Origin of the sequence: Nesterenkonia sandarakina (genome assembly GCF_003003175.1) — a bacterium.
GTDB lineage: Bacteria > Actinomycetota > Actinomycetes > Actinomycetales > Micrococcaceae > Nesterenkonia > Nesterenkonia sandarakina_A.
The window spans coordinates 133,357-152,411 of sequence record NZ_PVTY01000004.1; the positions used below are offsets into that span (position 1 = coordinate 133,357).

The window sequence follows — 19,055 nt, forward strand, 5'->3', positions numbered from 1 at the left end:
GACTCAGGCCGCCCGGCGTCCGTCCGTGCTGCATCACGCTTCATCCACACAGATCTGAGAGGCAGACCAGGTGACCAGCTCACTGACTCAGTCCGATAAACGGGGAGTCGCAGGAGACCGTGTCTTCTCGGCGCTGACGGTGTCCGCCGGCGTCCTCATCCTGCTCACCCTGGCCTTCGTGGCATTGTTCCTGACGGTGAACTCTCGGGACGCGGTCTATCAGGAGGACCAGGGGGGTTGGATCCTCACTGCCTTCCTGGACTACGCCTATCCCTTGGTGATCGGCACCCTCATCGCCTCCTTCATCGCGCTGATCCTGGCCGCTCCGGTCGCGGTCGGTGTCGCGCTCTACATCTCGCACTACGCCCCGCCGCGGCTGTCCAAGGGCATCGGCTACGTGATCGACCTGCTCGCGGCGATCCCCTCGGTGGTCTATGGCGCCTGGGGCATGAGCTTCCTCGGACCGGCCCTGATTCCGATCTACGGCTGGCTCCACGAGAACCTCGGATTCATTCCGCTCTTCGCCGGAGACCCCTCGCAGACCGGGCGGACGATCTTCACCGCCGGCGTCGTGCTCGGCGTCATGATCCTGCCGATCATCACCTCCGTCTGCCGCGAGATCTTCATCCAGACCCCGAAGCTCCACGAAGAGGCGGCACTGGCACTGGGTGCGACTCGCTGGGAGATGATCAAGATGTCGGTCTTCCCATTCGCCCGCGCCGGCATCATCTCCGGCATCATGCTCGGCCTCGGCCGGGCGCTGGGAGAGACCATGGCCGTGGCTCTGGTCCTGTCACCAGGAATGCTCACCGCCTCGTTGATCTCCAGCGGCAACAGCACCATCCCGGCGGAGATCGCCCTCGGCTTCCCCGAGGCTCCGCCCGGCTCTGAACGTCAGGCCCAGCTCATCGCCATCGGCCTGGTGCTGTTCCTGATCACCCTGCTGGTGAACATGACAGCCCGTTGGATCGTCAGCCGCCACAAGGAATTCTCGGGAGCCAACTGATGACACAGACACCTACTCCCACGCCGACCGCCGCCTCGGCCCAGGGCGGACCGCCGAGCCTCGGTGACGGCAGCAGCAACGGCCTCGTGCGACGCAGCTCGCTGACGCAGAACACGCTGCCCTCCTGGCTCTGGATCGCGCTGCTGGGCGGGTCCATCGTCCTGGGTGCCGCGCTCTCGGCGCTGCTCGGGTTCAACCTGGCCAGCTTCTTCATCTTCACCGCAGCGATCTACATCCTCAGCAGCTACATCGTCACCCGGACCAGGGTGAACCGCAGACGCGCCACCGACGGGCTCTGGACCAACCTGGTCTACCTCGCCTTCCTCATCGCGCTGATGCCGCTGGTCTCGGTGATCTGGTCGGTGGCCTCGGTCGGGATCCCTGGCCTTCTGGCGCCGGGCTTCATGGCCTCTGACATGCAGGGGATCACCGGCCTGGTGGACCAGGCCTCGCAGACCGAGGGCGCCCCGGTCCTCGGCGGCATCGCCCACGCGCTGATCGGATCGCTGCTGATCACGCTGGCCGCCACCGCCATCTCGGTGCCGATCGGGCTGCTCACCTCCATCTACCTGGTGGAGTACGCCCGCGGCGGTCTGCTCTCCCGCGCCATCACCTTCTTCGTCGATGTGATGACCGGGATCCCCTCCATCGTGGCCGGCCTCTTCGCCGGCGCCGCGATGGCCTGGTTCCTCTCGGTCTTCAGCGGCGTGACCGGGCTGCTCACCACCCAGCGCTCCACCCTCGGCATCACCGCGGCGATCGCGCTCTCGGTGCTGATGGTCCCGGTGGTGGTGCGGACCACCGAAGAGATGCTCCGTGTGGTGCCCAATGAGCTGCGGGAAGCCTCCTACGCCCTGGGCGTGCGCAAGTGGCGCACCATCCTGAAGGTCGTGCTTCCGACCGCCATCTCCGGCATCGCCTCCGGCGTGACCCTGGCCATCGCCCGGGTCATCGGTGAGACCGCACCGATCCTGGTCACCGCCGGCTTCGTGGTCAACACCAACTGGAACCTGTTCCAGGGCTGGATGACCGCCCTGCCGGTGTACATCTTCCGGCAGTTCCAGAACCCGACCTCGCCGAACTTCTCGGACCCCTCCGAGCAGCGGGCCTGGGCGGCGGCCCTGGTGCTGATCCTGATCGTGATGGGACTGAACCTCTTCGCCCGTCTCATCGCCACGCTCTTCGCGCCCAAGCAGACCGGACGTTGACCGCAGCCTCCGCGGTCCCCCTCGTTCTTCCAGAGAAAGTGTGATTATCAGATATGTCTAAGCGAGTAGATGCCGTCGACCTCAACGTCTATTACGGCGACTTCCTGGCGGTGGAGGGCATCAACATCAGCATCGATGCCCGCGCGGTGACCGCGTTCATCGGCCCCTCCGGCTGCGGCAAGACCACCTTCCTGCGCTCGCTGAACCGGATGCATGAGGTATTGCCCGGCGCCCGGGTGAAGGGCCAGCTGCTCCTGGACGGCGAGGACATCTACGATCCCGGCGTGGACCCGGTGACCGTGCGCACCCAGGTCGGCATGGTGTTCCAGCGCCCGAACCCGTTCCCGACCATGACCATCCGAGAGAACGTGTTGGCCGGCTACAAGCTCAACGGCGCCCGACTCTCAAAGTCGCAGTCCGAGGAGATCGTGGAGACCTCGCTGCGCAGCGCGAACCTCTGGAACGAGGTCAAGGATCGCCTGGACCGGCCGGGCTCCGGACTCTCCGGCGGCCAGCAGCAGCGACTGTGCATCGCACGGACCATCGCGGTGAAGCCCGACGTGATCCTGATGGACGAGCCGTGCTCGGCGCTGGACCCGATCTCCACGCTGGCCATCGAGGACCTCATCGGTGAGCTGCAGCAGGACTACACGGTGATCATCGTGACCCACAACATGCAGCAGGCGGCCCGGGTCTCGCAGAAGACCGCGTTCTTCAACATCGCCGGCACCGGCAAGCCGGGCAAGCTCATCGAGTACAACGACACCACCGCGATCTTCAACACCCCGCAGGAGAAGTCCACCGAGGACTACGTCTCCGGACGCTTCGGCTGAGCCCAGGCGGTTCGGCTCAGGCAGGCTCCGGTCGGTCAGACGCGCAGGGCCACTCCCGGTCGACGGTTCGCCGTCGGCCGGGATCTCTGTCTCTGCTCGCCCCAGCGTCTCTGCTCAGCCCAGCAGCGGGCTGATCGCCAGCGTGAAGACCGCCGTGACGACGCCTGCGACCAGCGGGGTCAGCACCCAGTAGCGGCAGATACGGCGAAACTGTCGCCAGTGCACGGTGGCGAAACGCTGGTTCGATCCGGCTCCGATCACCGTGGAGGCCGCAGTCAGCGAGGTCGACAGCGGAAGCGCAAACCCCAGCGAGCCGATGAACAGCAGGGCCGAGGTGGTCGTGGTCGCCACCATCCCGCGCAGCGGGTCGATCTCGACGAGCCGGTGACCCAGCGTATGTCCGATCCGCCAACCGCCGGTGAGGCATCCGGCCCCGATCAGCACGGCGAAGCCGATATAGGCATAGGGCAGCCATGTCTGAGCCCCCTGCACCTCGGCAGCGACGAGCGCGGTGAGCAGCACGAAGGAGAACCGCTGGCCCTGCTGCAGCCCGGTCCCCAGCGAGGTGACGCCGACGCTGACCGACTGCGCCATCCGCGAGGTCGCGTTCACGGCGTCGGGGTCCTCGCCGCGGGCAAGTCGCACGGCGGCGAACACCAGCAGGTAGGCCAGGCCGAAGGCGACCAGCGGGGAGAGCAGCAGCGTCAGCGCGGCACCGGCCCATGGCATGGCCAGGACCTCCGCGAAGTCGAGATCCGCGACGACGGCGGCGGCCAGCGTCCCGCCGAGGAACCCGGCCAGCAGGGCGTGAGTCGTCGAGGTCGGCATCCCGCGCAGGTAGGTGAAGACATTCCAACCCAGCAGCGTCAGCGCGGCGGAGAAGACGACGGCGAGCAGCAGCTGCGGCTCCATCTGCGGAAACTCGAACCAGGTGTAGAGGTAGATGCCCAGCGGCAGCGCCAGCAGGACCCCCAGTGTGTTGAACCCCGCGGCGAGCCGTGTGGCGGCCTGCGGGGTCAGTGCGCGCGTTCGCACCGGGATGGCGATGGCGTTCGGGACGTCGTGGAGTCCCGCGATGACCGCGTTGGGAACCAGCGTCAGGCAGATCAGGCCCAGCAGGATCGCTTCCACGCAGGCGCCTCAGGACTCGCGCACGATGATCGAACCGGCGGTGACCGCCACGGCCCGCTGGTCCTGCACCGCGGCGAGCAGCGCGTCGGCGATCTGCGCCTGCTGCAGGGCGATGTTCGGCTGGAAGGCGTTGTCAGTGGAGGTGACCCATGCCCGGTGAGTGCGATTTGCCTGCTTGGTCAGCCGCTGCATCTGGATCCAGTAGTCCTCGAGCAGATCGAAGTCCTCCAGCCGTGACATCGCCGCCACGGTGAGATCGAGCTGCCGACTCAGGGTCTCCAGCTGGTCGGCGCTCTCGGTGGGCAGCACCAGATGAGGACGGGCGAGGATCAGGTCACCGGCTGCGACCACATGCTCCATGGTGCGGTTGAGCTGCTGGGAGAGCGCGTAGATGTCCTGCCGGGGAAGCGGCGTCACGAAGACGCTGCGGATATGCGTCATCAGGTTGAAGTGCAGGTCAACTGCTCGGCCCTCGAAGCCGAGCAGCTGCTCGCGCAGAGCGGCCCGATCCTCCGCCGTGCTGCCCAGCAGCTGCGAGATGAGCTGGACCCCGGAGCGCACCTCGCGGGCGATGCTGGCCAACAGGTCCGTGGCCTCAGGCTTGCGCTGGCCTCTGCGTACGATCATGCGGTGCGTTTCCCCAGGTGAACGAGTGTCGACGTGTCGGCCACGAGTGTATAGCGCAAACATGAACAGCCTGGATGACCGGGGAGGGATGCGCCGCAGCAGGGCGCCAGGTGCATCGCCGACCGATTCGGTCTGCCGAGATGTCCTGGGAGATGAGGTGTGCCGGGCTGGGAACGCCTCACGGCGCGGGGCCGCTCGAAGCGGCTCAATAATGGAGCCCGGGGGTTACCGCAGCCCGGCACACCTCCAGTGTGCTCCCTGTCCAGGCGTGCGGTCAACTGGGCGGCAGACCTGGCCCTCACGCGCCCCGCATGAGATATGCCCAGGTCTACGCTGAGCGCTGACCTGGGCATATAAGTCTTCTGGGGAGGACTATGGTGGGCCCTGCGGGACTCGAACCCGCGACCAGCGGATTAAAAGTCCGATGCTCTACCAACTGAGCTAAAGGCCCCTGTGAAGCCCCTGAAGACGTCCCCTATGGTATCGCCGCACGCGCCTGCGGCATAATGACGGACACGATGCGGGCCGGCAGATCAGCGGACCGCAGACCGAAGCGAATCTCTTCAAGGAGGACGCGATGACCAGCCAGCCCCGCCACCGCCGGCCGCGCTATACCGAGCCGGCAGCCTTCGATCAGCGGGAGGGCGGCGCGGATCCGGCCATCATCTCCCAGGCCGCCCACGACACCGCGCATGCGCTGGTCTTCCACGGCCGTGATTCCGAGGACCCCGAGGTGACGGAGCGCTTCATCCGGCTTGCCGAGACCGAAGGCATCGAGGCCATCGCCGAGCTCTGGTCCGATTCTCCGGCGCACTCGCTCGCAGGCGGCCTCTGGAGGATCTACGCGATCCGCGCCGCGGTGAACAAGGACCCCCAGCGGATGAGCGAGTACTACCAGCTGGGCAAGACCGACTCAGCCCCGCATGCGATCGCCGGCGTCGCGGAGCCCCCCACCGCCGCGGAGATGGACCGCCTCGCGGACCTGGTGCTCGCGGGGATGTATCGCGGTGACATCGATTCGGCCTTCGATCGGGCCGGCGCCTTCTGCCGCGTCATCGCCCGCGGACAGGCGCTCTGGGCCGGTGGCTCGGAACGGCACAGCCCAGAATCCGCCCGACGTCTCACCGAGCGGGCGGATCAGCTGCTGCGCACCGCAGAGGAGCTCGAGAGCGCCGCCCGCGGCTGCCGAGCCGGGACACTGGACTGATCTGCGGGGATCGTTTGGAATACGGTAAAAATAATGGTGTTCAGACGGCGATTCAATCGATTCTGACGGTACTGTGAGAATCGCGAGACGCGGATCCAGCAGATGCCGCGTCTCGCCGACCGGGCCCGGGGGGGCCACGGCGTACAGAACCAGTCACGAGCCAGCTCACCCTGGCCGCATCAAGGGGCGCACCATGACAGATCAGCAGCCGAACTCTGGCCGGGAACCAGAGCCGAATCGCTTCACTCCTCCAGGCGGGAACCAGCCGAGCTACGGCCAGCCCGGCCATGGACAGCAGGGCTACCGCGAGCAGGGCCAGCCAGGCTTCGACCAGCAGGCGCAATCGGGTCACTCCGGCTACGGCCAGCAGGGTCAGCCGGGCTATGGACAGCAGGGCTACGGCGACTCGGGCTACCCGCAGGCGCCTGCGGGTCCCGGTTATCCGCAGGACCCCCAGGGGCCTCAGGGTCCCGGGGGGCCCAGCTACCCCGAGGGCCCCGGAGGCCCGATGTACCCGCAGGGTCCGGGCGGACCCAGCGGCGGAGGCAAGGGCCCCGGCAAGGGCCTGCTGATCGGACTGATCGCGGCCGGCGTCGTCGTGGTGGGTGTGATCATCGCCCTGGTCATGATGCTCACCGGCGGAAGCGACGCCGAGGCCGATGACCAGACCGGTGACACCCAGGACGCCGAGGCCGGCGACGACTCCGCGGCCGAGGACTCCGAGAGCGTGGACACCGACGCCGCGACTCCCTACTCCGCGGTGGAGTCCTACTTCACCGCACTCAGCGAGGGCGACGCCGAGGCGGCCCGCTCCCTGGTCTACGACGCCGGCGACACGACGTACCTGACCGATGAGGTCCTCGCGGCCTCGCTCGGGCTCGCTCCGATCGCCGACGTCGAGGTCACCGAGGAGGAGATGACCGAGGACATCGCGTACTCCACCGAGGTCCAGGTCAGCTACTCCCTCGGCGAGACTCCGGTGACCAAGCGGATCTACACCTACGAGAACACCGACACCGACACCTGGGAGGTCGATGGGGCTGCCGAGATGATGCAGCCTGACCTCGGTGACCTGGAGACCACGGTCAACGGCGAACCGGTGTCCGGCTCCGAGGTCACCGTGTTCCTCGGCCTGATGTACGAACTGGCGATCGATGACGAGAACTTCACCATCGACGGCAACGGCCTGGTCGAGGTCACCGAGAGCTACACCAGCGCAAACACGCTCGAGGTCGCACTCACCGAGGAAGCCACCGAGACCTGGCGCGAGCTGATCCTCAGCGAGGTCGAAGAATGTGTGGCCTCCACCGATATGGCAGCCGGCTGCGGCCTGGACATGCCGGAGGACGCCTCCGGTGCCACGGTGGTGGAGGGAACCATCTCCCGCTCGCTGCCCGCCGAGACCGAGCAGGAGCTGCAGCGGCTGACCCCGGAGCCCAGCTACACCACCCCGACGCTGGTCGGCGCGGAGTACTTCTCCGGTCTGGTCGATGTCGAGTACGAAGCCGAAGAGGACGGCGTGACCAGCCTCTACGAGCTGTACTACGGGGACCCGGGCACCCTCGGCAGCCCCATGGTGGACATGACCGCCGATGAGCTGGAGGTCATCTGGGAGTAAGGCCCCCTCACGCGGGCTTACACTCTTTTCGTGCAACAGAACACGGCGAATCCCGCAACAGCGCTGCCCACCGGTGAATCGGTCCTGCAGGGCCTGCCCTGGCGGTGGAACACCCAGGGCCGGATCTTCCTCATCGGTGGGCTGGGATTCATGTTCGACGCCTGGGACGTCTCGCTCAACGGCATCCTGATCCCGCTGCTCTCCGAGGAGTGGGGCCTCGCGCCCTCGGACGCAGCCTGGATCGGCACCGCGAACCTGATCGGCATGGCGGTCGGTGCCGTCATGTGGGGCACCATCGCCGACCGCATCGGGCGCAAGAAGGCCTTCGCCTGGACGCTGCTGATCTTCTCGCTGTTCACCGTGGCCGGCGCCATGACCGGAAGCCTGGAGTGGTTCGTGCTCTTCCGCTTCCTGGCCGGCGTCGGCCTCGGCGGCTGCATCCCCGTGGACTACGCCCTGGTCGGTGAGTTCACTCCGGCGAAGCAGCGCGGCCGGGTGCTGACCGCCATGGACGGCTGGTGGCCCATCGGCGCGGCGCTCGCCGGCTTCGTCTCCGCCTGGCTGGTCGGGACCTGGGGCGACTGGCGGCTGCCGCTGCTGGCCATGATCCTGCCTGCGCTGCTGGTCTTCGCGGTGCGGCTCTTCGTCCCGGAATCACCGATGTATCTGATGCGCCAGGGGCAGATGGAGGAGGCGCGCAAGGTCATCGACTCGATGGTGACCCGAACCGGCGCGCCGGTCCGGGCCTACACCCTGGAGACCACCCAGGCGCCGGCGAAGCTCAGCTTCCGCGCGGTGGGGGAGCAGCTGAAGCTCGTCTGGGCGCACGGCTGGCGGGTCACCACCGTGTCCTGGGTGCTCTTCCTGGCGATCATGACGGTCTACTACATCGCGATTCAATGGATGCCCACCCTGTTGATCGAGGCCGGATACGAACAAGATCAAGCGTTCATCCGCACCGCAGGAATGGCCGCCGTCGGGCTCATCGGAGTGGTCATCTCCACGGTGCTAGTGGAGATCACCGGACGCCGGGTGCTGCTGGCGATCTCGGCCCCCGTGGCCACCGCGATGCTGGTGGTGCTCGGTCTCACCATGCACCTGCCCACCGCGGTGCTGATCCTGCTGCTCGGCTTCGGCCTGGTGATCCAGATCGCGATCCCCGTTCTTTACACCTACGTGTCGGAGCTCTACCCCACTGAACTGCGCGGATCAGGTTTCGGCTGGGCCTCGACGATCTCGCGGATCGGCGCCGGGCTGGGACCGCTGCTCTTCATCGCCTGGATGGAGCCGACGTTCGGCCTCGCCGGAGCCTTCGGCATCTGTCTGGTCGGCGTGGTGTTCGCGGTGCTGCTGATGCTCCGGCTGGCTCCGGACACCACGGCCAAACAGCTTGACTGAGCCGAGTCCCCGTTCATCCAGACAGTGAACTCCGCTGAAACTTCCGGGCAATGTTTGATGTAGAAATGTGTCGTACTATTGCCTGCATCACTCGTTTCTCGGCACCCGTCTGGGTGCCGTTCTTGCACCATGAGGAGAGCCCCCGCATGAAGAGGTCCTTCAAGACAAGCGGCGCCATCGCCGCCACTGCCGCCGCAGCACTGCTCCTGTCCTCCTGTGGAGAGGCCCCCGAGGAGGAAAGTGAGGGCACCGCCTCCGAAGAGGTCGATTACAAGGCCTGCCTGGTCTCCGATGAGGGCGGCTGGGATGACCGCTCCTTCAACCAGTCCGCCTTCGAAGGCCTGGAGATGGCCATCGACGAGCTCGGCATCGACTCTGCCGACGCCCAGTCCACCGCTGAGTCCGAATATGGCCCCAACGTGGACACCATGGTCCAGCAGAACTGCGACGTCGTCTTCGGCGTCGGCTTCCTGCTGGAGGAGGGCCTGCGTGAAGCAGCGGAGGCCAACCCCGAGACGAACTTCGCGCTGATCGACTCCTACTTCAACTTCGAAGAGGGCGAAGAGCTCGAGAACGCCAAGCCGCTGGTGTTCAACACCGGCGAAGCCGCCTACCTGGCCGGCTACGTCGCCGCCGCGATGAGCGAGACCGGCGTCGTCGGCACCTGGGGCGGCATCCAGATCCCCTCGGTGACGGTCTTCATGGACGGCTACGCCGACGGTGTGGAGCGCTACAACGAGGACAACGACGGCGACGTCGAGCTGGTCGGCTGGGACAAGGAGGGCCAGACCGGCTCGTTCTCCGGCGACTTCAGCGACCAGACCCAGGGCCGCGAGGTCACCGAGCAGCTGCTGAGCCAGGACGCTGACATCATCATGCCCGTGGCCGGCAACGCCGGCGTCGGCGCCGGCCCCGCCCTGGAGGCAGCCGACGCCCAGATGATCTGGGTCGACTCCGACGGCTACGAGTCCACCGACTACGGAGACATCGTGCTGACCTCGGTGATGAAGGAGATCGGTGCAGCCGTCTACGCCACCATCGAAGAGGGCACCCAGGACGGCTTCACCAGCGAGTCCTACGTGGGCACCCTGGAGAACGAAGGCGTCGGCCTGGCGCCGTTCCACGACTTCGAGGACGAGGTGCCCTCCGAGGTTGCAGAGGCCATCGAGCAGCTGCGCCAGGAGATCATCGATGGCGAGACCGTCATCGAGTCCGAGAACGCCCCGTCCTGACCAACGTATAACTGATTGGCGACACCGCAGCGATGAAGCTTGAGCTCAGAGGGGTCACTAAGCGGTTTGGCTCCTTCACTGCCAACGACCGGATCTCTCTCACCGTCGAGCCGGGCGAGATCCACGCCCTGCTCGGCGAGAACGGGGCCGGCAAGTCAACCCTGATGAACACCATCTACGGGCTCTACAGCCCCGACGAGGGTGAGATTCTCCTGGATGACAGAGAAGTCAGCTTCAACGGGCCCGGTGACGCAGTGGCCGCCGGGATCGGCATGGTGCACCAGCACTTCATGCTGATCCCGGTGTTCACCGTGACCGAGTCCGTCGCGCTGGGCTACGAGCCCACGCGCGCTGCAGGTCTCATGGACATGGCCCAGGCCCGCGCGAAGGTGTTGGAGATCTCCGCACGCTTCGGCTTCGACGTGGACCCCGATGCCCGCATCGAAGACCTCCCCGTCGGCGCCCAGCAGCGCGTGGAGATCATCAAGGCGCTCTCCCGCGACGCGAAGGTGCTCATCCTCGATGAGCCCACCGCGGTGCTGACCCCGCAGGAGACCGACGAGCTGATCACGATCATGGGACAGCTGCGCGACTCCGGCACTTCCATCGTCTTCATCACCCACAAGCTGCGCGAGGTCCGCGCCGTGGCCGACCGCATCACCGTGATCCGGCGCGGCGCCGTGGTGGGGGAGACCTCCCCCCAGTCCACCGAGACCGAGCTGGCCGGACTGATGGTCGGCCGCGAGGTCAACCTGACCACGCTCAAGGAGCCCGCGAATCCGCAGGAGGTCAGCTTCGAGGTGCGCGGGCTGACCGTGCTCAGCAGCACAGACAAGGTCGTCGTGGACGACGTCGACTTCTCAATGCGCCGCGGCGAGATCCTGGTCATCGCCGGCGTCGACGGCAACGGTCAGAGCGAGCTGGCCCAGACCATCCTGGGGATTCGGACCCCGGTGGCGGGCAGCATCCTGCTCGACGACAAGGATCTTGCACCGCTCAGCGTCAAGCAGCGCCTCGCCGCGGGACTAGGCTTCGTGCCCGAGGACCGCAGCACCGACGGCGTCATCGGCGCCTTCACCATCACCGAGAACTACGTGCTGGACATGTATGACCGACCCCCCTATGCCGGGGGTCCCGGCAATGTGGCGCTGCGTCTTCCGGTGATGCGCGAGGCCGCGCAGACCCAGGCCGAACGCTTCGACGTGCGCATGGGCAGCGTGGACGACCCCATCTCCACCCTCTCCGGAGGCAACCAGCAGAAGGTCGTGCTGGCCCGTGAGATGAGCCGCGACCTGCGGCTCTTCGTGGCCAGCCAGCCCACCCGCGGCCTCGACGTCGGCTCCATCGAGTTCGTGCACCGCACGATCATCGAAGAGCGCGACAAGGGCACGCCGTGCCTGATCGTCTCCACCGAGCTCGACGAGGCGCTGAACCTGGCCGATCGGATCGCAGTCATGTACCGCGGGAAGATCGTGGGCATCGTTCCGGCCAGCACCAGCCGTGACGTGCTCGGCCTGATGATGGCCGGAGTGCCCGCCGATGAGGCGCAGGCCCAGGCCGCCACCCACCAGACCGTGATGGCCGAGGCCGATGAACAGGCCGAGGCGGAGGAGAACCAGTGAGCGCATCAGGGTCCCAGCAGGGGATGACCCCTGCCCCGAAGCCCGAGCAGCAGAGCCCGTGGGCTGAGGCCGAGGGCCGGCTCTCGCGTGCGCTGCGCGAGCTGGGCCAGACCTCCTGGGTGGTGACCATCCTCGCCGTCGTCGTGGCCCTGGTGGTCGGCGCGGTGCTGATCCTCGCCGCCAACCGAGACGTCCAGGCCAGCCTGAGCTACTTCTTCGCCCAGCCGACCGCTTTCCTGGAGACCTCGTTCCAGGTGCTGCGCGAGGCCTATTCCGCACTGTTCCGCGGGGCGGTCTTCGACTGGCAGGCCCCCTCGGCGGAGCGTGCGATCCGACCGCTGACCGAGACCATGGTCTACTCGGTGCCGCTGATCCTCGCCGGGCTCGGCATCGCCATCGGGTTCCGCTCCGGGATGCTGAACATCGGCGGCCAGGGCCAGATCATCCTCGGCGCCACCTCCGCGGGCTTCCTCGGCTACGCCCTGTCGATGCCCGTGGGGCTGCACGTGCTGCTGGCGCTGGCCGGCGGCATCCTCGGCGGCGCCATCTGGGGCGGCATCGCCGGTGTGCTGAAGGCTCGCACCGGAGCCAACGAGGTGATCGTGACGATCATGCTCAACAACATCGCCATCTACCTGCTCGCCTGGCTGCTGCAGCAGCAGTGGTACAAGCAGACCGGCTCCAACCAGCCGCTCTCGAGCTCGGTCGACGAGTCCGCGCAGCTCTTCTCGCTGCTGGGCTCAGGATTCCGGCTCCACGCCGGCTTCCTCATCGCGATCCTTGCCACCCTCGGCGTCTGGTGGCTGCTGGAGCGCTCCACGCTCGGCTTCGAGTTCCGCGCCATCGGCGAGAACCCGGAGGCAGCCCGCACCGCCGGGATCAACGTGCCCAAGGCCACCGCCCTGGTGCTGGTGATCGCCGGAGGCCTTGCAGGCCTCGGAGGCGCCGCCCACGTGCTGGGCACCGAATACCGTCTGGCCGGCGGCGTGGCCGGCACCCTGGGCTTCGACGCGATCACCGTGGCGCTGCTCGGCCGCTCCAGGCCTCTGGGCACCTTCCTGGCCGGTCTGCTGCTGGGCGGGCTGCGCGCCGGCGGCGTGCTGATGCAGGCGCAGACCGGCACCCCGATCGACATCGTGCTGGTCCTGCAGGCCGTGATCGTGCTGATGATCGCCGCTCCGCCGCTGGTCCGCGCGATCTTCTTCCTGCCCCACGCCGATGGTCGCCCCCGACTCCGCCGGCGAAGCGCCCGGCGCAAGGCCCGGAGCACCGACTCCGCGGCTCCGGTCCAGGAGCGCGCGCTGCAGACCTCCGGCGCACCCAACGCTGAATCCCCGGGCACGATGACGCCGGGCACCACAACACCGGGCACCCAGCCACCGAGCACCAACACACAGGAGCCTGGCAAGTGAGCGACCAGACCGTGAGCCCCGCCGCCGTCCAGGCCGAGCCGCTCAAACAGTCCACCACCGGAGTCCGTCCGATCTCCTGGAAGTACCCGATCACCTACGCCGTCCTGGCGGCTCTGGCAGTCCTCTTCGCGATCACCCTCCCGGCGGGCGCCCGCACCCACTTCCGACTCTCCTCGGGCGGGGACTTCTTCGAGATCCCGCTGGTGGAGCTGCCCTCACGCCCAGCAGGCTGGATCCTCGCCTTGATCCTGGTCGGGCTCGCCGGACTCGCGATCTGGCAGGCGTCACAACGTGTGCGGACCCGCCTGTGGCTGCCGCTGCTCTTCGGCGTGCTCTTCGTGCTCGCGTTCCTGGTCTGGGCCGGCGCCGACCGCGGCGCCGTCATCCCGCTGGTCACCATGCTCACCGGGGCGCTGGCGCTTTCGGTGCCGCTGATCTTCGGCGCCATGTGCGGACTGGTGGGTGAGCGCTCCGGCGTCATCAACATCGCCATCGAGGCCCAGCTGCTCGCCGGCGCGTTCCTCGCCGCCGTCGCCGCCTCGGTGTTCACCAGCGCCTATATGGGGCTGGTCTTCGCTCCGGTCGCCGGCGCGCTGGTCGGCGCCCTGCTGGTGTTCTTCTCCGTGAAGTACCAGGTGAACCAGATCATCGTCGGCGTCGTGCTCAACGTGCTGATCATCGGGCTGACCGGATTTCTGTTCTCCACCGCGCTGACCCAGAACCCCGAGCTGTGGAATGCCCGCCAGCAGCTGCCGCGGCTTCCGATCCCGGGTCTCTCGCAGATCCCGATCATCGGCCCGGTGCTGTTCAACCAGACCATCCTCGTCTACCTGATGTACCTCATCGTCGGCGTGCTCAATGTCTTCCTGTTCCGCTCCCGCTGGGGACTGCGCACCCGAGCCGTCGGCGAGCACCCCAAGGCCGCGGACACCGTGGGCATCAAGGTCAACCGGATGCGGGTCTACAACGTGATCCTCGCCGGCGGCATCGCCGGACTCGGCGGCGCGTTCTTCACCATCGGACAGGGCCTCGCCTTCGGCAAAGAGATGTCCGCCGGTGCCGGGTTCATCGCACTTGCCGCGATGATCCTGGGCCGCTGGCATCCGATCGGCGCGCTGCTGGCGGCGCTGCTGTTCGGCTTCTCCACCTCATTGGGCAACACGCTGGCCACCATCGGCACCCCGGTGCCCTCGGAGGCGCTGCTGATGCTGCCCTATGTGATCACCATCTTCGCGGTGGCCGGATTCGTCGGCCGGGTCCGTCCCCCCGCGGCGAACGGCACACCCTATGTGAAATAGACCGATCGGCAGAAAGCGTCTTTACCCCGGGCGTCCTTCCGGATAGGATTTCATCGGCTCAAGCAGCGGGCTCTTGGTTCACTATTCAAGGGTTGCTTATGGAGCGTTTCTCACACTTGACCGCCGGGCTCTCCGGCGGTCACACGACTCTTCCCGCGCGAGGTCCCAGCGCCATGCGCGTCGGCGATCTCATGTCTGGGATCGAGTCGGTCGTCTCGGTCACCGCCCCGCTTCGAGACGCCGCCGAGCTCGTGCACCGGCTCGACGCCGCCGCCCTGGTCATCGGACTCTCCCACCAGCCGCTGGGACTGATCACCGAGGCCGCGCTCACCGACGTGGCACGGAGCCATCCCGGGCAGTGGGAGAAGAAGCGCTGCGCCGCGCTGGTCGGCTCCACGCCGGGGCCGCTGAGCCCGGCAGACCCGATCCAGGACGTGCTGGCCCGCTACCGCCGATCCGGAGCCCAGCCGCTGCTGGTTCTCGACGGCGACCAGACCGCAGGCATCATATACCCGGACCCGGTCTTCAGCTGGTGCCTCACTCAGCCCTCCTCGGTCTTCGACGCACTCGGCCTGGGCCGGGATCCGCGCTGACCGTCCACGCTGAGGCCTGCGCTGCGCCTGGGCGGACCAGTCGAGAGACCGGCGTCGTGGATTAGTGTGAGCAGGGGATGTTCTGAGACCCAGCACACACCCCCGACACACTGCCCACACACAGCCCGTCCACACGCAGAAGAGGCGCCATGAGAATCGCAGTCACCGGATCCGCTGGAAAGCTCGGCACGGTCGTAGCGCGAGAGCTGCGCTCCGCGGGTCATGAGGTCATCGGCTTCGACGTCGAGGGCACCCGCGGCCCTGGCTTCGTGAAGCTCGACCTCACCGACTACGGCCAGGTCATCGACGCGTTCAGCGGAGTCGGGGATCAGCACGACGGCGTGGACGCGGTCGTGCACCTGGCAGCCGTCCCGGCGCCCGGAATCCGGACCGACGCGGCCACCTTCCACAACAACATCAGCGCCACCTTCAACGTGTTCTGGGCCGCGGCCAGGCTCGGCATCGACCGGATCGTCTACGCCTCCTCCGAGACCGTGCTGGGGCTTCCCTTCGACACCCCGCCGCCCTATATCCCGGTGGACGAGGCGTACCCCGCCAGACCCGAATCCACCTACTCGCTGGTCAAGCACCTCGAGGAGCAGATGGCCATCGAACTGGTCCGGTGGAACCCGGAGCTCTCCATCACCGCGCTGCGCTTCTCCAACGTGATGAATCCAGAGGACTACGCGGCCTTCCCGGACTTCGACTCCGACGCCTCGCTGCGCAAGTGGAACCTCTGGGGCTACATCGACGCCCGTGACGGCGCCCAGTCGATCCAGCGCGCTCTCGAGGTCGCCGGCCCAGGATTCGAGCGTTACATCATCGCCGCGGCGGACACGGTGATGTCCCGTCCGAACGCCGAGCTCGTGGCAGAGGTCTTCCCCGAGGTCGAGCTCCGTGGAGATCTCGGGGTCAACGACACCCTGCTCTCCATCGAGAAGGCCCGCCGCGAGCTCGGCTACGAGCCCAGGCACTCCTGGCGCGATTCCTGATCAACGTCAGATGCTGAGCACATAGACAGACGGCCCCCGCTCAGGTGATGGAGCGGGGGCCGTCTGTCTGTGGCGGGTCTGCCGAGGCAGGGCCCGGATCAGGAGCGCACAGGCGCCTTTCGGGTCTGCGGATACCGGATCTCTTCGACCATCTCCTGCACGTGTTCGCTCGGTGGCGCGGTGAGCTTCGAGACCACGATCATCACGGTGAGGTTGACCGCGGCGCCGATCGCACCGATGCCCTCGGGGGAGACGTTGAGGATGTGATCGTTCGCGCCGGTGCCGAAGACCTCCAGCGTGTAGATCATGTAGGTGGCGGTGAATGCCAGGCCGGTCAGCATGCCGGCGGCGGCACCCGGACCATTGGCCTTCTTCCAGAAGATCCCGAGGATCAGGATCGGGAAGAAGCTCGCCGCGGCGAGGCCGAAGGCGAACGCGACCACCTGGGCCACGAAGGCCGGCGGGTTGATGCCGGCCCAGATGGCGAACAGGATCGCAAGGCCCATGGCGATGCGTCCGACCATCATCTGCTCCTTCTCCGAGGCCCCGGTCTTCTTGAAGACCCGGAAGTACAGGTCGTGGGAGGCAGCGGAGGAGATGACCAGCAGCAGGCCGGCGGCGGTGGACATGGCTGCCGCCATGCCGCCGGCGGCCATCAGCCCGACGATCGGAGCGGGAAGCCCGCCGATCTCCGGTGAGGCCAGGACCAGGATGTCGTTGTTCACGATCAGGTCCGCCCCGGAGGTCGCGATGTTCGAGACCGTCCCGATCGTCTCGACGTCCTCGTTCACGGTCACCAGACCCGTCGGGGCCCAGGTGTTGATCCAGTCAGGCAGGCTGTCCGGCCCCTGGCCCTGGACGCCCTGAAGCAGGTTCAGCTTGGTGAACGCGCCCACCGCCGGAGCGGTGAGGTAGAGCAGGGCGATGAAGAACAGCGCCCAGAAGCCCGAGTAGCGAGCACCCCGGACGGTCTTGGTGGTGTAGAAGCGCACGATCACGTGCGGCAGACCGGCGGTGCCCAGCATCAGTGACAGCGTCACCAGGAACACGTCGATCTGGCCGCCGGCGCGGCCGGAGAACGCCTCGGTGAACTCGTTGAGCCCGAACTCGACGCTGAGCGAGTCCAGTTCGGTGAGGATCTGGCCGTAGGAGATCTGCGGCACCGGGATGCCGGTGGTCTGGTAGGCCACGGCGAAGGCCGGGATCAGGTAGGCGATGATCAGCACGGTGTACTGCGCCACCTGGGTGTAGGTGATGCCCTTCATGCCGCCGAGCACGGCGTAGAAGAAGATGACGACGGCGACCAGCACCACGCCCCACTCGATGCTGAGCCCGAGGAAGCGGCTGAAGACGATGCCGCCGCCGGCCATCTGGCCGACCACGTAGGTGAAGGAGACCACGATCGCGGCGACGGCCGCGACGATGCGGACCGACTCCGAGTAGCGTTCGCCCACAAACTCGGGCACCGTGAACTTGCCCCATTTGCGCAGGTAGGGGGCCAGCAGCAGAGCCAGCAGCACGTAGCCGCCGGTCCAGCCCATCAGGTAGACCGAGCCGTCGGAGCCCAGGAAGGCGATCAGGCCGGCCATGCCGATGAAGCTGGCGGCGCTCATCCAGTCCGCCGCGATGGCCGCGCCGTTGGCGAGGGTCGGAACGCCCTGGGAGGCGACGTAGAACTCCTTGGTCTCCTTCACCCTCGAGCGCCACGCGATGACGATGTAGATGCCGAAGGTCAGGATGATGAAGAAGAAGGTCCAGAACTGGGTCTCGGTCACTTGTAGCCCCCTTCGTCATTGCGCTCGGCCACGCCGAACTCGTCATCGATCCTGTCCATCCACAGGGCGTAGACCAGGATCAGGATCACGAAGACGTAGATCGATCCCTGCTGGGCGAACCAGAGGCCGAGCGGGAAGCCGAGGATCACGATGTTGTTGAGCGGTTCGATCAGCAGAATGCCGAAGCCGAATGAGACGGTGAACCAGATGGCCAGCAGAGTGATCATCAGCCGGAGGTTCTTCTTCCAGTAGCGCTGGCGCCAGCTGGTGTCCTCTGCCTCTGGTGGTCCGCCGGAGGTACCCTCATGTGCCACATCGGACATGGGAGGCTCCCTTCTTCCTAGTGCGAGGTGATTCGCCCACGCGGGATGCGCAGGGACTGGTCTAAGACAGTCAAAATGTGTCCCAGATCACAAGTCCCGGGACCTTCAGCGGTGGATCTGTGTTTGCCAGCGGCAGGAATTGCGCGATGAACGGTCGGGCCCCGTGCAATGACCGCTCATCGGCAGAAAATCGCCGCCCAGCGTGGGAAATGTGCCGCTCGTCAGGTTCTCCGACGCCGGCTTCGCCTGTGGCACGGATCACATCTAGGATGACGGCATGACCACGACAGCGGACAAGGGCATCTACGGCGGCATCACTGCGCGGCTGAAGGCCGGCAGCGCCACCGGGTGGGGTGTGTTTCACCCCGGAAGCAAGGCGATGATCCTCGGCGGACTCATGCTGATCGTCTCGGCCTTCCTGCCATGGGTCTACCTGCCGTTCCTGGAGCAGGTCACCGGGGAGGTCTACGCGCTGCGCGGCACCGACGGCCCCGGCGTGATCACTCTTGCCGTGGGCTTCCTGGCCTTCGCCGGCGGATTCGTGCCGCGCCGCCGACTGGCGATCGCCCACGCCGCGATCCCCGGCGTCCTCGTGGCCGGCATCGTGCTGCTGCAGACCTGGAACATCCTGGCCTTCTCGGCCAGCTCCGGGGCCTGGGGCGGACTGCTCCCCGGCATGGGACTCGTGCTCGCCGGCGGCGGCGCCGTGGTTCTGCTGAAGTCCTCCTGGACCATGTATCGGACGTGGCTCCCCGCCTGAGGGGCATGCCCGCTGAGGTG

General features: G+C 67.1%; 17 protein-coding genes and 1 tRNA gene. 13 read left to right on the forward strand and 5 right to left on the reverse strand.

What is annotated here, in order from left to right; all coding sequences use genetic code 11:
• Positions 1 to 70: 70 nt before the first annotated feature.
• Genes pstC through pstB form a run of 3 tightly spaced genes read left to right on the forward strand, consistent with a single transcriptional unit; the run spans position 71 to position 3,047 of the window.
• Positions 71 to 1,006: a phosphate ABC transporter permease subunit PstC gene (pstC, locus tag BCL67_RS04475; RefSeq protein WP_106122251.1), complete on the forward strand. Its 936-nt coding sequence runs from the start codon at positions 71 to 73 to the stop codon at positions 1,004 to 1,006.
• Positions 1,006 to 2,214, forward strand: coding sequence for a phosphate ABC transporter permease PstA (pstA, locus tag BCL67_RS04480; protein ID WP_106122252.1), 1,209 nt, complete (start codon positions 1,006 to 1,008; stop codon positions 2,212 to 2,214). Before pstC ends, pstA begins: the two co-directional genes overlap by 1 nt.
• 53 nt (positions 2,215 to 2,267) lie before the next feature.
• Positions 2,268 to 3,047: a phosphate ABC transporter ATP-binding protein PstB gene (pstB, locus tag BCL67_RS04485; RefSeq protein ID WP_106122253.1), complete on the forward strand. Its 780-nt coding sequence runs from the start codon at positions 2,268 to 2,270 to the stop codon at positions 3,045 to 3,047.
• Positions 3,048 to 3,161: 114 nt separating this feature from the next.
• Here pstB and BCL67_RS04490 read toward each other — a convergent pair whose 3' ends face one another.
• The 3 genes from BCL67_RS04490 to BCL67_RS04500 all read right to left on the reverse strand — a co-directional run bounded on the left by BCL67_RS04490 (position 3,162) and on the right by BCL67_RS04500 (position 5,256).
• The gene (locus BCL67_RS04490; RefSeq protein ID WP_106122254.1) at positions 3,162 to 4,178 is read right to left on the reverse strand and encodes an inorganic phosphate transporter; all 1,017 of its coding nucleotides are present in this window, start codon (positions 4,176 to 4,178) and stop codon (positions 3,162 to 3,164) included.
• A gap of 9 nt (positions 4,179 to 4,187) precedes the next feature.
• Positions 4,188 to 4,805 (reverse strand): DUF47 domain-containing protein, encoded by a 618-nt coding sequence (locus tag BCL67_RS04495; RefSeq protein WP_106122255.1) that lies wholly within the window; start codon positions 4,803 to 4,805, stop codon positions 4,188 to 4,190.
• 375 nt (positions 4,806 to 5,180) lie between these two features.
• A tRNA-Lys gene (locus BCL67_RS04500) sits at positions 5,181 to 5,256 on the reverse strand.
• Between the two features lie 126 nt (positions 5,257 to 5,382).
• On the opposite strand from BCL67_RS04500, the gene BCL67_RS04505 reads away from it, so the two are divergent.
• From BCL67_RS04505 to BCL67_RS04545, 9 genes are all read left to right on the forward strand, one after another.
• The gene (locus BCL67_RS04505; protein ID WP_106122256.1) at positions 5,383 to 6,012 is read left to right on the forward strand and encodes a hypothetical protein; all 630 of its coding nucleotides are present in this window, start codon (positions 5,383 to 5,385) and stop codon (positions 6,010 to 6,012) included.
• A gap of 193 nt (positions 6,013 to 6,205) precedes the next feature.
• Positions 6,206 to 7,630 carry a hypothetical protein gene (locus BCL67_RS04510; RefSeq protein WP_146131075.1) on the forward strand — a complete coding sequence of 475 codons (1,425 nt, stop codon included), beginning with the start codon at positions 6,206 to 6,208 and terminating at the stop codon, positions 7,628 to 7,630.
• A gap of 30 nt (positions 7,631 to 7,660) precedes the next feature.
• Positions 7,661 to 9,028, forward strand: coding sequence for an MFS transporter (locus BCL67_RS04515; protein WP_106122258.1), 1,368 nt, complete (start codon positions 7,661 to 7,663; stop codon positions 9,026 to 9,028).
• Positions 9,029 to 9,174: 146 nt separating this feature from the next.
• The gene (locus BCL67_RS04520) at positions 9,175 to 10,260 is read left to right on the forward strand and encodes a BMP family lipoprotein (protein ID WP_106122259.1); all 1,086 of its coding nucleotides are present in this window, start codon (positions 9,175 to 9,177) and stop codon (positions 10,258 to 10,260) included.
• 32 nt (positions 10,261 to 10,292) lie between these two features.
• Positions 10,293 to 11,882, forward strand: coding sequence for an ABC transporter ATP-binding protein (locus tag BCL67_RS04525; RefSeq protein WP_106122260.1), 1,590 nt, complete (start codon positions 10,293 to 10,295; stop codon positions 11,880 to 11,882).
• A gap of 23 nt (positions 11,883 to 11,905) precedes the next feature.
• Positions 11,906 to 13,294 (forward strand): ABC transporter permease, encoded by a 1,389-nt coding sequence (locus tag BCL67_RS04530; RefSeq protein ID WP_106122261.1) that lies wholly within the window; start codon positions 11,906 to 11,908, stop codon positions 13,292 to 13,294.
• A complete protein-coding gene (locus BCL67_RS04535) occupies positions 13,291 to 14,592 on the forward strand; it encodes an ABC transporter permease (RefSeq protein WP_374955624.1) in 1,302 nt (433 codons plus the stop codon). Before BCL67_RS04530 ends, BCL67_RS04535 begins: the two co-directional genes overlap by 4 nt.
• 173 nt (positions 14,593 to 14,765) lie before the next feature.
• The gene (locus BCL67_RS04540) at positions 14,766 to 15,185 is read left to right on the forward strand and encodes a CBS domain-containing protein (RefSeq protein ID WP_181255882.1); all 420 of its coding nucleotides are present in this window, start codon (positions 14,766 to 14,768) and stop codon (positions 15,183 to 15,185) included.
• A gap of 149 nt (positions 15,186 to 15,334) precedes the next feature.
• Positions 15,335 to 16,177 (forward strand): NAD-dependent epimerase/dehydratase family protein, encoded by an 843-nt coding sequence (locus BCL67_RS04545; protein ID WP_106122263.1) that lies wholly within the window; start codon positions 15,335 to 15,337, stop codon positions 16,175 to 16,177.
• Positions 16,178 to 16,275: 98 nt separating this feature from the next.
• Here BCL67_RS04545 and BCL67_RS04550 read toward each other — a convergent pair whose 3' ends face one another.
• Both BCL67_RS04550 and BCL67_RS04555 read right to left on the reverse strand, forming a co-directional pair.
• Positions 16,276 to 17,952: a sodium:solute symporter family protein gene (locus tag BCL67_RS04550; RefSeq protein WP_106122264.1), complete on the reverse strand. Its 1,677-nt coding sequence runs from the start codon at positions 17,950 to 17,952 to the stop codon at positions 16,276 to 16,278.
• Positions 17,949 to 18,275 carry a DUF4212 domain-containing protein gene (locus tag BCL67_RS04555; protein ID WP_106122265.1) on the reverse strand — a complete coding sequence of 109 codons (327 nt, stop codon included), beginning with the start codon at positions 18,273 to 18,275 and terminating at the stop codon, positions 17,949 to 17,951. The genes BCL67_RS04550 and BCL67_RS04555 overlap by 4 nt, the downstream gene beginning before the upstream one ends.
• A gap of 277 nt (positions 18,276 to 18,552) precedes the next feature.
• On the opposite strand from BCL67_RS04555, the gene BCL67_RS04560 reads away from it, so the two are divergent.
• Complete coding sequence (locus BCL67_RS04560) at positions 18,553 to 19,035, forward strand: hypothetical protein (protein ID WP_106122266.1); 483 nt, start codon at positions 18,553 to 18,555, stop codon at positions 19,033 to 19,035.
• Positions 19,036 to 19,055: the final 20 nt, after the last annotated feature.

What these genes read in the sequence shown, in the direction of transcription:
- pstA (WP_106122252.1), top strand. Translation starts at nt 1,006, where the DNA reads ATGACACAGACACCTACTCCCACGCCGACCGCCGCCTCGGCCCAGGGC.
- pstB (WP_106122253.1), top strand. Translation starts at nt 2,268, where the DNA reads ATGTCTAAGCGAGTAGATGCCGTCGACCTCAACGTCTATTACGGCGAC.
- BCL67_RS04495 (WP_106122255.1), bottom strand. Translation starts at nt 4,805, where the DNA reads ATGATCGTACGCAGAGGCCAGCGCAAGCCTGAGGCCACGGACCTGTTG.
- BCL67_RS04505 (WP_106122256.1), top strand. Translation starts at nt 5,383, where the DNA reads ATGACCAGCCAGCCCCGCCACCGCCGGCCGCGCTATACCGAGCCGGCA.
- BCL67_RS04510 (WP_146131075.1), top strand. Translation starts at nt 6,206, where the DNA reads ATGACAGATCAGCAGCCGAACTCTGGCCGGGAACCAGAGCCGAATCGC.
- BCL67_RS04520 (WP_106122259.1), top strand. Translation starts at nt 9,175, where the DNA reads ATGAAGAGGTCCTTCAAGACAAGCGGCGCCATCGCCGCCACTGCCGCC.
- BCL67_RS04525 (WP_106122260.1), top strand. Translation starts at nt 10,293, where the DNA reads ATGAAGCTTGAGCTCAGAGGGGTCACTAAGCGGTTTGGCTCCTTCACT.
- BCL67_RS04530 (WP_106122261.1), top strand. Translation starts at nt 11,906, where the DNA reads ATGACCCCTGCCCCGAAGCCCGAGCAGCAGAGCCCGTGGGCTGAGGCC.
- BCL67_RS04540 (WP_181255882.1), top strand. Translation starts at nt 14,766, where the DNA reads ATGCGCGTCGGCGATCTCATGTCTGGGATCGAGTCGGTCGTCTCGGTC.
- BCL67_RS04545 (WP_106122263.1), top strand. Translation starts at nt 15,335, where the DNA reads ATGAGAATCGCAGTCACCGGATCCGCTGGAAAGCTCGGCACGGTCGTA.
- BCL67_RS04555 (WP_106122265.1), bottom strand. Translation starts at nt 18,275, where the DNA reads ATGTCCGATGTGGCACATGAGGGTACCTCCGGCGGACCACCAGAGGCA.
- BCL67_RS04560 (WP_106122266.1), top strand. Translation starts at nt 18,553, where the DNA reads ATGACCACGACAGCGGACAAGGGCATCTACGGCGGCATCACTGCGCGG.